Genomic DNA, 13,705 nt, shown 5'->3' with positions numbered 1-13,705 from the left:
CGTTCATTGATGAATAGAAATAAAATAATTGGGGGAGCGTTTATTTTCATCGGACTCATCTTAGTTGCAATTCCTTTATACTATGAATGGAATCAACAAAAAGAAGTAAATGCTCTTGAAGACGCGTTATCCTTGATAGCGCAATCAGACGATGAGTCAGTGGATTTATCTACAATCGATGATTTGCCCTTCACACAAGAAGAATTAAAGCAAGTGATTGAATTAGAAATCCCTTCCATCGACTTAAAACAAAAGGTGTTGCCTGAAACTACTGAAGCGAATTTGAGTATTGCATTAACTCAGATTAAACCGAATCAAACTCCAGGTGAGGGAAACTTTACAATAGCAGGGCATCGTGGATATCGAGGTGATCGACATTTTCGCCAGTTGCCAGAAGTGTCGATAGGTGATAAAGCTATTCTTCATACGGCGACTAAGAAATATGTATATGAGATTACCTCGTCAGAAGTTATTGAGGCAACGAAGGTTGAGATTCTTGAGGATAAAGATAATAAAAGGGAAATTACATTAATCACCTGTACAATAGATGGAAAAGAGCGTATTGCATTAAAGGGTAGATTAATAGATCGTGAAGTTTAATGGTTAAATCCTGTAGTTGTTTAATTGCTACAGGATTATTTTTTCAATCTGTAAATAAAAGTAGGGAAGTCAGATGATTAAAGTTGTATGCATAAATATGAGTGAAGGTATAAATCAAAACACACATTTATTATTAGAGAACGAACCGGATATCGAAGTGTTAGAAATTGAACGTAATACGAATAATCGAACGATCTTTAAGAAACTAGAGGATTTTAAACCTGATATTGCACTCATACAGTTAAATAAATTTACGAAATCTATTAAGTCTAAGCTAAAGGAAATTAGAGAGAGCTACTCACATATAAGTTTAATGTTTATGATGTCAGATGTGGACGTGAATGTTATTCGTACAGCAATTGATAAAGAAGGACGAGGGTTCTTAGTAAGTACTATTACCGGCGAAGGACTTGTTCATTCCATAAGAAATGTTTACGATAGTCAATTTGTTTTTTCCGAAGCTATTGCAAAGCAAATGATTGATATAATTGGGCCAAAAAATATTGGTAATAAAGAAAAGCTGAAACAGAAATTATGTAGTAATGGTATAGATGTTAGTAAGCGAGATATGGACGTATTGTATTTAATGTATAAAAATTACAGTAATAAAGAAATTGCCAATACCCTACAATTATCTGAAAAAACAATTAGAGATTATGTAAGCAACGCTTATAAAAAAGTAAAAAACAGCAATCGCAAAAGTGTAATAGAGTTTTTACATTACCTAATGGCAGATGATTAAGAAAGGAGTACTACACTATATTTGTAAGCTTTTATTATTTAGACAACCAACTAAATCCCTTCCATATGACAACTAAAAAGATGAAGTAACCAACAAACGAATAAATGTGATTCCAATCCTCATGATGAACAAACAAGCCTACTTGTTCAGCTATTTGTTCAATCATGCAAATCAGAAAGCTACATGTAAAGAGGAAAAAGGTACGGGGAATGGTTTTTAAGTGGCGCATAACACGGATAAATAAAATGGAAGCTACTGGGAGAATGATGAGCGTAAATAGTATATTAATGGAAAAGAGTCCTGGAAATAGTCGTATAGGAAAGGAATACATCCCCATTTCAACGCAAACTAAATCTAAGTAAGTACCGATTAGTGAGGCGAATAATATTACAGTGATATATGCATGAATAGATCGCTTACTTTTGGAAGATCGCATTTTTTGCGATAATCGCAAATTCGATTTTTTCGAGGTCGTTACAATAATCATCATATATATCCCCACCTGTATCTATTTCTTTTTTATCTAAGTAATGTAATATTCGAAAGTCGTTGAACCAATCCCCTTTTTCTGCCTCCTCATGTTCTATATCCTTCCAAGCAAATTTTAATGGTGGACTATAAATACGTGGTTCATCCTTTCTTAACTTGCAATGCTTGGTTCTTCGTTTGTATATGGTACCTGGTACAGATTCATTTACTGGATGAAATAGATCTTTCCAATAATCAGACCGCGAACCCGTATGCGGATGCTTACTTGCCCATTGTAAGATAGCTTGTAGAACGGGTTTACGTTGAAAAAGTAAGTCATATAAGCGAATGCCGATCATAATTCGTTTATGTAGATCAGCGAATTGATAAAGTGTTTCGCCGATAATCCGAGGCCTACCAGTTACTTCACTAAGTTTAGGGAAGATAATGTGGTTGAATCGTAAAGCATCGTATAGTTTAAATTCGATGGTGTGTAATACGGTTTCTTGAAATTGCTTGTTTAGAACGACTCTATTTTCTAAATAATTCTGTTCATTAATGACCATCGCAATAGCTAATTTTCGACAATCCCTAAACTTCCAAAAATCATTCCAAATAGCTTCCATAAACACCGAAACATTCAAGTATGGAAGTAAGTAGAATAAGTTCTTCTGGTTTATCAGACTATGTTGATATAATAAACATTGTGGGAATACGTCTTGAAAAATGAGCCAGTTTCCCCGCTCTAAAAATAAGAAAAAATGTTCACGCTCAGCCTCTGTCATTAATCTGGGAAGTAAATCTCCTTTAAGGTCTGTCATATTCCAACCACCATTTCTAGAAACTAGATGACCTAAGAGTGCCCAGTGAATTTCCGGATAAACGCAGTAAAATTGGTAATAAGCTTTTGTTCTTGTTACGTTATTCTTATTTAATTTGCTTGTTTTTGCTTTGATTTGTTGAATGAGGTTAAATTCCCATTCGGTGAGATCGGATTCAGAAACAGACAGAGGTCTATGTCTAATGATATGTTTTAAATGTCTTTTTAATTTCCGATTGCTCGTTGCTCGTTTTTTAACCATACATTTTATCATAAAGCACCTCCTTCTAAGGCATATGCATCGTAGTAGTGGCATATGTTTTTCCATAATAGCTTTCAAAAAGGAGTACATATCGTATGGATAAACAACTGGAAGCAGCGATGAATAAGTTATTGGATGAATTGAAAGGAACGCAAAATCAGGATGGATCTTGGACTTATCCATTTGAAACAGGTATAACAACTGATAGTTATATGATTATTCTATTACGAACGTTGGAAATCAATGATTCTAATTTGATAAAGTCTTTAGCTGAACGAATTGCAAATAAACAACAAGCAAATGGTGCATGGAAATTATTTTATGATGAAGGACCAGGAAATCTTACAGCTACAGTTGAAGCCTATTATGCTTTACTTTATAGTGGCTATTACACAATAGATGATAAGCATATCCAAAAGGCTCGCCATTTTATAATAAGTAACGGTGGACTGAATAATATTCAATTATTTGCTAAAATAATGCTCGCCTTAACAGGACAATATAGTTGGCCAAGGCATATACCGATACCCATTGAGGGCATATTGCTCCCAGCTTATTTTCCAATTAATCTTTTTGATTTCTCTGTCTACGCTCGTGCTCACTTCATACCTATATTACTAGTAGCAGATAAAAAGTTGCAGTTAACAACATCTGCATCACCTAATTTATCGGATCTAACTATGCAGAGAAAGGCCAATTGGGAAGAAGATTTACGGGAGTGGCAAACGTTTTTTTCTATATTAAAAGGCGGGATAAAAAAATTAATAGGACTGCCTCATGAATTACATGAATTAGCGTTAAACAGAGCTGAAACGTATATACTTCAGCGAGTGGAACCAGATGGAACATTTAATACCTATTTTAGTTCAACATTTCTGATGATTTTCGCTTTAATAGCAAGAGGGTACAGGAAGGATCATCCCGTTATTAAACGAGCGATAAAAGGATTAAGATCCTTTATCACCACCGTTGATAATCAACTGCATATGCAATTTACAACTGCCACTGTTTGGAATACGTCACTCATTAGTTATAGTTTACAGGAAGCAGGTGTTTCTTCGCGTTCAAAGACCATTCAAGAGGCTACAAATTATATTCGTGCTAAACAACAACAGTTCTATGGAGATTGGGCAATTCACACACCATATATACTTCCCGGCGGATGGGGATTTTCCAACGTCAATACTATAGTACCTGATAATGATGATACAACAGCAGCATTACGAGCTCTACGAACAAGTGTCCTTACTAAGAATACGGATCGCTTTATATGGGATAGGGGAGTAGAATGGATTTTAGCAATGCAGAATGATGATGGTGGGTGGGGAGCATTTGAAAAAGATGTAGATAGCTTACTTCTAACATGGTTGCCAATAAAAGGAGCAGAGCTACTATTACTTGATCCTTCAACAGCAGATTTAACTGGCAGGACATTAGAATTCCTAGCTACGTTTACGAAATTGAATCAGTCTCATCCGCTAGTAAAGCGAGCTGTTCATTGGTTAATCAAAAATCAAGAGCAGAATGGCTCTTGGTATGGAAGGTGGGGTATTTGCTATATATATGGTACTTGGGCAGCAGTAACAGGACTAGTTGCAGCAGGAATTAATCCAGGGAATGCCTCAATCAGAAGAGCGGTTAATTGGTTGTATCGAATACAGCATGAAGATGGTGGATGGGGGGAATCATGTAAAAGTGATCAGGAGAAAACGTATATTCCATTAAAGGAAAGCACACGGACACAAACAGCTTGGGCGCTTGATACGTTGATTACTGCTGAGGTTAAAAAAACGAACGGAATAAAACGAGGAATGGATTTTTTATTATCTAATCAAGAAAAACAAAATAATTGGACGACAAACTATCCAAAGGGTCAAGCACTACCTGGTAGCTTTTACATGCATTATCACAGTTATGAATACCTTTTCCCGCTTTTAGCATTAGCACATTACAAGAAAAAATTTGTTGAAGATGATAAATCCTAGTATAAATATCCTTATCACTGAACATGTCAGCACATAAACTATAACAGACTATAATGAAGAGGTGATGTAGGTATGTTTCCTGATAGACAAAGAAGATCAATAATGAGGCAAGCACCTCCTAGACGTCAAGCTGATTGGTTTGGAAGACCACTCCAAGGCAGGAATACTCCTAAGAAAGCATCTACAACAGAAAATATTATTGCCCAATTCCGTGATCAAGATGGACAATTGGATTTTAATAAAATGACAGAAGTTGCCTCGCAAATGGGGAAGATATATGGTCAAGTAAGTCCATTAATTACTACTTTCTTTAAGAAGTAAGCATATGTTTCGTGTCACTGCATGGTGACACGTTTATTTTTGTTTTATTTTATAATAAAAATAAGCCAAATGACGAATGCTACTGTAAAAAGGAGGTTCATACTAATGCATCAACAATTACGAAATTTTATGACATCGAATGTGTATACAGTCAATGATACACAATCGATACAAGAAGCAGCTGCTCTAATGAGCGAACATAATATTGGATCGCTTCCGGTTGTAGATCAACATGGAAGCATAGTTGGGATGATTACTGATCGTGATATTACGTTACGTTCTACAGCACAGGGAGAAGCTGCCCAAACTCCGGTTTCTCAAGTGATGACAGCACAACAAGTCGTTCAAGGTACACCAGAAATGGATGCACATGAAGCTGCGCAGCTTATGGCGCAACAGCAAATCCGTCGCTTGCCAGTTGTCGAGAACGGACAAATTGTTGGAATGGTTGCTTTAGGAGATTTAGCAGTAGATAATCAATTAGAGAATGAAGCTGGAGAAGCTCTATCTGATATATCTAATCCTTCTGATCCTCAGAAGGATTAAAAGAATAAGGATGTTTCAAAGGGACCTGTTGAAAGAGAGCGTTCTTTTGAGAAGGTGTTGTTTTTAATCTAAATAATAGAAACGTGTGGTTTATATAAAGTCACCTTTGTAAAGGGCATTTTAATAAAAACCACACGTTTTTTAATTCCTTATAAGACATATCCATAGACGCAAATAAAATGAAATAGGCTACCAATTAGAATAAATATGTGGAAAATCTCATGAAATCCCATATGTTTAAATGATAATATTTTTGGTTTAAGCCCGTAAATGATGCCACCAATCGTATAAAAAACACCACCTAATACAAGTAATATCATCCCACTTGTATTAATAATTGGTGCTAGAGATGAACTGAAGAATACAACAATCCAACCCATACCTATATATAATGAAGTAGATAGCCATCTAGGCGAATGAAACCATACTAATTTAAAAACAACACCGAGTACTGCTAGTGTACTAACAATCATAAATAGTGCCCACCCTAAGGTCCCCTGTAGACTAATTAGGCAAAAAGGCGTATACGTCCCGGCAATTAATACATATATCATTGAGTGGTCGATTCGCCGCAAAAATGCGATGACTTGATCTCTTGCAATCACCATATGATAGGTGGCCGAGGCAGCATATAACAATGTCATACTAATACCAAATACAATTACAGCTGCAATAGCTAGTGAAGAATCTGTTGTAGCTGTTGCTTTTATGACTAGTGCTAGCAATCCAGCGAAGGATAAAACAGCTCCGAATAAATGTGTAAGCCCATTAATTGGCTCACGAATATGTATACACATGTAACCAACACCTTTATAATGTTATGTAGTTTTAAAAACTATATTTAAATGATATATGTATTTTGATATGTAGTCAAGGTTTACTTCATATTTATTCTCACGTATAATAATGGGATAGAAATGTTTAGGACAAAACGTTAAAGAGGTTGAATAATGGAAAACAATAAAGACATTTTAGACGGCATGCAATTAAATAGTCAGCTTTCTTTAGAAGAAATCCCAGACTTGGATTTGTATATGGATCAGGTTATTCAGTTATTTGAAAATAAGTTTGGTATTTTAAAGCGAGATGAAAATGAAAAAGTACTAACTAAAACAATGATCAATAATTATGCGAAGGGTAAATTATTTTTCCCTATTGAGAATAAAAAGTATTCAAAAGTTCATATGATGCTTATTGCCATGATCTATCAAATGAAAGGAGCTTTATCCATAAATGATGTAAAGGTGACTTTAGATCCGTTAAACACAATGATAACCGAAGAAGGCTTTGATTTAACGGACTTATATAAGCGTTATGTTCAAATGGCCGATGAAAGCATGGGGCAACTAAAAGACGAAATGTCGTTGTTGTCTGAAGAAGTAACGAAGCATATAGTGGCACTAGATAGTGAGAAATCTGACTACTTAACACAGTTATTATTGGTTGCTTCTTTCGTAAATATGAGTAATTATTATCGTAGGGCAGCAGAGAGGATCGTAGACAACATAGCTAAAGAAAATATATAAACCATCGTGGAGGGGAAAATTATGCATACATATCCAAATGTAACAGAAACAAAGGGAGTTATTGAGAAATTGGTATCGATTCCAAGTCCATCTGGTTATACCGATCAAGTTATCAGCTATGTCGAGGAATTTCTTCAAGCATTAAATGTAGAGACAAAACGTAATCTTAAGGGAGGGTTAATTGCCACTTTACCTGGTAAAAACAATAGTGAGCATCGTATGCTAACAGCACATGTCGATACGCTAGGAGCAATGGTGAAAGAAGTCAAGAATAATGGGAGATTGCGTCTAGACTTGATCGGTGGGTTTAACTTTAATTCAATTGAAGGTGAATACTGTACGATTCATACAGCCAATGGTAAAAATTATACAGGTACTATTTTAATGCATCAAACATCGGTTCATGTATATAAAGATGCGGGTGAAGCAAAACGAGATAAAGAGAATATGGAAGTGCGAATTGATGAAAAGGTTGAAAATGCTGATGATATACGCTCACTAGGTATAGAAGTTGGAGACTTTGTTTCTTTTGATCCTCGCGTACAGGTAACAGAAAATGGATTTATAAAATCACGTCATTTAGATGATAAGGCGAGTGTCGGTATTTTACTACAGCTTATTAAGCGGCTAAAAGAAGAATCCATAGAGCTACCCTATACGACTCATTTTCTCATCTCTAATAATGAGGAAATTGGCTATGGGGGGAATTCAAATATTCCTGTAGAAACAACAGAATATCTGGCTGTAGATATGGGGGCAATGGGAGATGGTCAATCCACTGACGAATATACGGTTTCTATTTGTGTGAAGGATGCATCAGGACCATACCATTATGGGCTCCGCAAGCATTTAGTAGATTTAGCGCAAAAAAATAATATCGGCTATAAATTAGATATTTACCCGTATTATGGCTCCGATGCTTCGGCAGCTATTAGAGCTGGTCATGATATTATTCATGGACTAATTGGACCTGGAATTGATTCATCTCATGCATTCGAAAGAACGCATGAATCATCATTAAAAAATACGGAAGATTTGCTTTGTCATTATGTATGTTCAGAAATAGTAACAAGAAAGTAAGTTAAAGCTAGAGGGTTTCGGGAAAAAGGCCCAATTTCTCAATTAAAGCTGAGGAATTGGGCTTTTTAACATTGTAATTTCCTTACCTTTATAATTTCGCGTTTTCCTGGTGGTACTCTTAGTAGGTTATAATCAATCTTCTTATAAAATCACATTTCCTTCTTTTGTATATTTTTCCACCTCAGTACAACTGTAAATGCTATTGCCACATCCGTTGAATCTATTTCGTTATTATATTTTGCTTTTTCTAACCCTTCCAACAACAATTAATCCGTTTGGATGCATTTAAAAAAACATTCATTTATACTTAGCTTTTACTTTTCGATGAGTCATTCCATGAATGTAATAACTAATTTTAATGCCGTTATTCCAGAAAAACACTCGTTAGCGCAACATCTATTTAGTATGTACCAAGAGAATATCTTTCTCGCTTAAATTGACAAATCAAATGATAAAAACTTAGGCAGTTCGTGTTCATGCTTGTCGAGCATAATTTGTTCCGGCTTGATGCCCTGCTCACGTAGCATTTCAATGTTCTGTATGAGGAATTCGTCGCTACCGACAACGTAGAAGAGCCCATCCTTGTCTGCAGCAAGATCTTTCACTTCTTCATAGTAATCTTTACGGTTATCGACGAACTGCGATGTAAACTTCTTGTCTGGTACGGATTTAAAAATATTAGTGAATAAGAATTCTTTTGATGAATCGATGTTTAGGGAATGAATTTTATTGACGTTATCAGCACGTTCAAAATAATCAAGTACAAGCGGTCTGAAAGTTGCTAGACCGACACCTGATGACAGAAGGTAAACATTTTTGTCTTCTCGTTTAAGTGGTACATTCGAATGCGTTTTAAATATTGCAATATCATTGCCAACCTTAAGATTTCTTAAAATCGTTTTAAACTCAGAGCACTGCTCTCTGATGCGTGTTGTGATACCGATTGAATTTTCGTGCGGTAAAGTGGAGATGGACATGTGGCGAATCAGGCTGCGATTTGGTTTATCTCCAGCATTAAAACCTTCCAGTGCGAAGTGGGTGTGGGAACCTTCTTCCCATGTAAAGTCGTCCGGACAGTCGAGCAGGTATGTTTTTACCTCCGGCGTTTCTTCAATAATCTTATTTATTTTAGTCCAGTATATTTTCATTATATATTCTCCTCACTTTATGTATTGTTACTAACTAATATACAATAAGTGATAATAATTCTCAATTAAACGGATTGTTATAATGATTTATGTTATTAAATCATCTGACATTTCACAAAAAATTGAACTTAATTCTTCGTAGTTGCATTCGTTCTCACTATCGAATATTAAATATGTTGGACCCGATTGGTTCAAATGCTTTTAGGTCATACCCTTGTGGTACGAACCATCGGGGGGATAAAACAAAAACCCCCACCGATTGAAATTTCTCTTTATTTATAACCTCTCGTTATTACACCCGTAAGCACAATAAGGTAACTGACAAAGTAGCAGAAACTATTTAGTTACCCCATTCTTCCTCTAAAATAGCATAGGAATATTCATCCCACCATTGATCACCATGAGGGATGCATTTTTTAAAATAACCTTCTCTTCTCATGCCGATCTTTTCCATAACACGGTACGAAGGAATGTTTTCTGGCTGACATGTAGCTACAATTCTATGTAACTTTAAGTCTTCAAAACCATATTTTATTATCGCAGATGCAGCTTCGGAAGCGTAACCTTTATTATAATATTTAGGGTTAAATACCCACCCTATTTCATAAGAATGATCACCGAAATATTTAAAAAATTCTAAATGTCCAATTAAAATATCTCCATCAGCTAGTATTACTGGGAATTTTTCAGCTGAATCATCAATATTTTTTTGGATGAACTTCTTTGTTTCTTCTTTTGTTAATACACCTTCTGGCATATATTTCATTACACTCTTTTGGGAAGCATACTCATATACTCCTTCCCAATCATTTAATTCAAAATTACGTATAATTAATCTTTCTGTTTTTATGTACATATTTTTTCTCCCTTCAAAAATTCCAAAATTGGAAAAATAAACGATATTAAATAAACACGCCCGCTTACTCAACGGAACTCGAAAGCATAGAAGGTTGCAATGCTGACAATAGAGAAAATAATAAAAACACCAACAAGAGTCCAAAGCGTGATTTTAACCCCTCAGCTCATCAACTAACAGCCTCCTTTTAAAGCTATATCTAAAACCACTGCCATTCCTAAACTTTAACATATATCCTTAAACAACCTATCCCGTTTCATGAACAGTGACTATTTGTAGTCTAATTATATACCTTCTTACACGAACTGTTCCATTAATTTTAACACAAAAGCTAATATTCGAAATATGTAACTATTTTAATTTGGTCGATTCTTCTATTCCTGCAAGTACAATCTTTAGTAAGATAATCAATATCATAAATGAAAACAGAGGAGACATTACGATCCATGGATGATGTAAAAATTCCTGATAGGAAGAACCAATTAATCCACCCCATTCATTGGTGATGGAGAGAGACGTAGTATTCTCCTCCGTAATATCTATTTTTCTGCTACCTCCAATGAATATTCCCAGTACTCCCAAATGAATTAATAATAAGAGTAACTGAATATTATTCTGAATAAAGAAAATACCAATCCTTGGTTTTATGTTTCTCCATATGTGCTTTTTAAAAATATAAAAGTTACTCACGCCTTGTAATTTTGCAATCTTAATATAATCCTTGTGCAGTTCCCCTTTTATCTCATCTCCTATTAATAACGTTAAGGGAGGTGTGCCAATACCAATTAATACAAGCACCAGCAAAAACATAAAGCGGAAACTGTCTTCCTGAAAGAACCAGAGCATTGGTGCAAGCAAAAAAAAGACAATAATAACAGGTGGAATAATATAAGTAATCTCTACAACACGTTGTACCAGATTTCTAAACTTATGAATATAAAATGCATATATAAGTGCTAAACCGGAAGAAATGAGAAAACGGAACAAGCATACAATAAGGACAAAGATAATTGTATATTTCGCACCGGCCAGTATGTTGTAAACTAAAGACTCTCCCATAACATTTGTCCCAAAAGGAGGAAACTCCACGGGAGAATAGGGCGGCTTCCCGATAAAGTCACCATTGTCATCCAGCATAATGGAGGGTGCCTGCTTCTTTGAGAGAATTATATTGGGAAAGAAACTGAAAAACACAAGGATCAAGATCAATAGAATGCCTATACAGATTTTCATGTTTACTTTACCCAACACTCTCATCAACCTCCTTGCTAAACGTCCATTTGTTTACTACGTATTCCCCTATTCTGTTGAATAGATATAGAGGGAAATACAGCATAATAAGCACCCACATTAATATTCGGAAGTCTCCGATTCCATACACTTTGACAAAGCTCATGATCCCGCTTAACCGCAAAATAATTTCCAGTATTAATAAGCTTGAAATCATGTACAGAAAGATATTTTTGTAATATTGAAGGAGTGTTAAAAGTGTGTTTCTGAATAGATGAACGAAAAAGATATAGCTTTCCCCGAAGCCTCTTGATTGTGAAAATAAATAATAGTGTTTGGTCTTTTCCTCAGCAATTCCTGCTACCATATATTTAAACAGGTAGATCGTTGGAATGGAACTTAATGCCAGTATTGGCAAGAGGTATATCGTCTCCCCGCCAAACTCGTAAATCCCCAGAGAAATTCCTGTAGTCTTAAAAATCCAGATAAAAAACTGGATAGATAATAAAACGATTAACACATCCGGCATGGCTTCGATGATAAAAAAAACCCCAGATAGCGCTTTTTTAATAGGTGCTGCCAGCATGTGAAATACATATGTAAATAGAATGGATACAATAATGGATAAAATTAGGGAGCCAAGTATAATGATAATGGAATTTAAATATGCGTTGGAAACCGCTGCAAAGAAAGTTACTTCCTCACCATTGCTTAATGGAACGATTATTTTCTGCGGCTGAAATAGATAAAAAATCCCAGCCCCCAAAGTTTGTAAGAAATATGTAAAGCTCTGGGTTTGGAATAACCCAGGTGTACAGCTAATTAGCAATATAACGAATAGAATAAGAGTAATTTCTCTGAAAGACTTGGCAATATTATTCCACATACCTACTCAAGACCTACCTGTTGTTTACTGGAAAGTTTCCCGTCTCTGAAACGTAAAGTTATTCCGGAGTCCGGAGCTGCGCCATCCCAGCTGTACAAGGTGTTTTCATCGATGAATTCCACTTCATCCTCCGTATTTTCTTTGAAATTAATAAGATCCGGCTGTCCCAGCATGTCAATTACATCATCGAATTCCATTCTATTCTCCAGTTGGTTATATTGCTGGATCGTCACAGGACCATCTGGATTTTGTGCCTCTCCCTCGTCACACCCTGTCAGTAATGCCGCAACCAGTATAAACATTAAAGAAATCTGTGGAAACACTTTCATAAATTTCATCCCCCAAATTATTTTTCCTTTTTTAGACTTATACTTTATTTTAGCATATAAGATTGAAAATTCACCCGATTCAGAGTGAGTTTTATATGCTTAGAACATAGCTTCCTAACTATTTATCACGAAAATCACTTCTTCACCCTTGCTAGTTTTGTTCGAATAAATGGTTTTATATTAAAGACTTACAGTGTTTGTGTTTATGGTGAGAATTTAATAAGCAATCTATTTAATATATAAGCGAAGCGATAGCGACACAGATGAACATGGGTCACTTAGCTCCAGCACCCAGAAACGAGGCGACTTCACGAATCGCCCTAATTTAAATCATCATCGAGTCGCAAGCACATAATTCCTTTATCTACTGCTGGCTCGCTCCAGTTGCTACGTTTCTAAACGGGCGCTTTTGTTCTGCAATTTAACACTTTTCTACGTCTCAGGTACTAGTTCAAAATATGGCTGTAGTTCATTACGATAATCCCTACGCTTCTGTAATATGGAATTAAGATAAAGAAAGGAGGAAACAAAGTGAAGAAATTTCTATTATTTCTAGCAGGGTTAGCTGCATTGATCGTATTAGTAGCAAACTTGGGACCAATGGTGTTTTTAGGTTTAGGAATATGGCTACTTTACATTATCTTTAAACAATTTATGAAAAGTGACTCAACAATTGGAAAGATTGGTTGGGTTATCTTAGGGCTGATTGTGTTAAGCATCACTATTTCAAATATGTTTGCATTAATAGGTGTTGTGGCAGCAATTGGACTTTACTTTATATATAAAAGCTGGAAAAAAGAAGACCATGAACCAATCGTTCATGAAGTTCAATCAGATGACCCATTTACTAATTTTGAGCGTGAATGGGCTGAAATAAATCATCACTAAAAAAGGAGAGCATGAAAA

16 protein-coding genes are annotated in these 13,705 nt (G+C 35.4%); 8 read left to right on the top strand and 8 right to left on the bottom strand.

Annotated features, from left to right (window positions below; genetic code table 11):
* Positions 1-9: 9 nt before the first annotated feature.
* Both D9782_RS20780 and D9782_RS20775 read left to right on the top strand, forming a co-directional pair.
* The gene (locus tag D9782_RS20780) at positions 10-600 is read left to right on the top strand and encodes a class D sortase (protein WP_026679992.1); all 591 of its coding nucleotides are present in this window, start codon (positions 10-12) and stop codon (positions 598-600) included.
* A 97-nt stretch (positions 601-697) separates the two neighbouring features.
* Positions 698-1,342 (top strand): response regulator transcription factor, encoded by a 645-nt coding sequence (locus tag D9782_RS20775; RefSeq protein ID WP_162986478.1) that lies wholly within the window; start codon positions 698-700, stop codon positions 1,340-1,342.
* Positions 1,343-1,376: 34 nt separating this feature from the next.
* On the opposite strand, the gene D9782_RS23220 is transcribed toward D9782_RS20775, so the two are convergent.
* Together D9782_RS23220 and D9782_RS20770 are read right to left on the bottom strand one after the other, a co-directional pair.
* Positions 1,377-1,778: a CBO0543 family protein gene (locus D9782_RS23220; protein WP_162986477.1), complete on the bottom strand. Its 402-nt coding sequence runs from the start codon at positions 1,776-1,778 to the stop codon at positions 1,377-1,379.
* Positions 1,759-2,904: a DUF2515 family protein gene (locus tag D9782_RS20770; protein ID WP_121605627.1), complete on the bottom strand. Its 1,146-nt coding sequence runs from the start codon at positions 2,902-2,904 to the stop codon at positions 1,759-1,761. Before D9782_RS20770 ends, D9782_RS23220 begins: the two co-directional genes overlap by 20 nt.
* A gap of 83 nt (positions 2,905-2,987) precedes the next feature.
* Between D9782_RS20770 and shc the strand changes: the two genes are divergently transcribed.
* From shc to D9782_RS20755, 3 genes are all read left to right on the top strand, one after another.
* Positions 2,988-4,877, top strand: a complete 1,890-nt coding sequence (gene shc, locus D9782_RS20765) for a squalene--hopene cyclase (protein ID WP_121605626.1) — start codon at positions 2,988-2,990, stop codon at positions 4,875-4,877.
* Positions 4,878-4,979: 102 nt separating this feature from the next.
* Positions 4,980-5,198: a YppG family protein gene (locus D9782_RS20760; protein ID WP_162986476.1), complete on the top strand. Its 219-nt coding sequence runs from the start codon at positions 4,980-4,982 to the stop codon at positions 5,196-5,198.
* Positions 5,199-5,303: 105 nt separating this feature from the next.
* A complete protein-coding gene (locus D9782_RS20755) occupies positions 5,304-5,744 on the top strand; it encodes a CBS domain-containing protein (protein WP_026679997.1) in 441 nt (146 codons plus the stop codon).
* Positions 5,745-5,893: 149 nt separating this feature from the next.
* On the opposite strand, the gene D9782_RS20750 is transcribed toward D9782_RS20755, so the two are convergent.
* Complete coding sequence (locus D9782_RS20750; RefSeq protein WP_121605625.1) at positions 5,894-6,541, bottom strand: PAQR family membrane homeostasis protein TrhA; 648 nt, start codon at positions 6,539-6,541, stop codon at positions 5,894-5,896.
* A gap of 153 nt (positions 6,542-6,694) precedes the next feature.
* Here D9782_RS20750 and D9782_RS20745 point away from each other — a divergent pair, with 153 nt between their 5' ends.
* Entirely contained in the window at positions 6,695-7,270 is a 576-nt protein-coding gene (locus D9782_RS20745; protein ID WP_026679999.1) for a DUF1836 domain-containing protein, read from the top strand.
* Between the two features lie 21 nt (positions 7,271-7,291).
* Positions 7,292-8,350 (top strand): M42 family metallopeptidase, encoded by a 1,059-nt coding sequence (locus tag D9782_RS20740; RefSeq protein ID WP_121605624.1) that lies wholly within the window; start codon positions 7,292-7,294, stop codon positions 8,348-8,350.
* Positions 8,351-8,781: 431 nt separating this feature from the next.
* Here the strand turns inward: D9782_RS20740 and D9782_RS20735 are convergent, their stop codons facing one another.
* From D9782_RS20735 to D9782_RS20710, 5 genes are all read right to left on the bottom strand, one after another.
* Positions 8,782-9,498 carry a dihydropteridine reductase gene (locus D9782_RS20735; protein ID WP_121605623.1) on the bottom strand — a complete coding sequence of 239 codons (717 nt, stop codon included), beginning with the start codon at positions 9,496-9,498 and terminating at the stop codon, positions 8,782-8,784.
* A 340-nt stretch (positions 9,499-9,838) separates the two neighbouring features.
* On the bottom strand, positions 9,839-10,354 hold the full coding sequence (locus tag D9782_RS20725) for a GNAT family N-acetyltransferase (protein ID WP_121605621.1): 516 nt from the start codon (positions 10,352-10,354) through the stop codon (positions 9,839-9,841).
* A 351-nt stretch (positions 10,355-10,705) separates the two neighbouring features.
* Positions 10,706-11,605: an ABC transporter permease subunit gene (locus tag D9782_RS20720; RefSeq protein WP_240455765.1), complete on the bottom strand. Its 900-nt coding sequence runs from the start codon at positions 11,603-11,605 to the stop codon at positions 10,706-10,708.
* Positions 11,595-12,470, bottom strand: a complete 876-nt coding sequence (locus tag D9782_RS20715; RefSeq protein ID WP_121605620.1) for an ABC transporter permease subunit — start codon at positions 12,468-12,470, stop codon at positions 11,595-11,597. Before D9782_RS20715 ends, D9782_RS20720 begins: the two co-directional genes overlap by 11 nt.
* Positions 12,471-12,472: 2 nt before the next feature.
* On the bottom strand, positions 12,473-12,799 hold the full coding sequence (locus tag D9782_RS20710; protein ID WP_026680004.1) for a DUF3862 domain-containing protein: 327 nt from the start codon (positions 12,797-12,799) through the stop codon (positions 12,473-12,475).
* A 531-nt stretch (positions 12,800-13,330) separates the two neighbouring features.
* Between D9782_RS20710 and D9782_RS20705 the strand changes: the two genes are divergently transcribed.
* Positions 13,331-13,687: a lmo0954 family membrane protein gene (locus tag D9782_RS20705; protein ID WP_026680005.1), complete on the top strand. Its 357-nt coding sequence runs from the start codon at positions 13,331-13,333 to the stop codon at positions 13,685-13,687.
* Positions 13,688-13,705: the final 18 nt, after the last annotated feature.

This window comes from Virgibacillus sp. Bac332 (assembly GCF_003667785.1).
Classification (GTDB): domain Bacteria; phylum Bacillota; class Bacilli; order Bacillales; family Amphibacillaceae; genus Virgibacillus; species Virgibacillus salarius.
The sequence above is the reverse complement of the archived record's forward strand: the minus strand, read 5'-3'. Positions and strand labels throughout refer to the sequence as shown.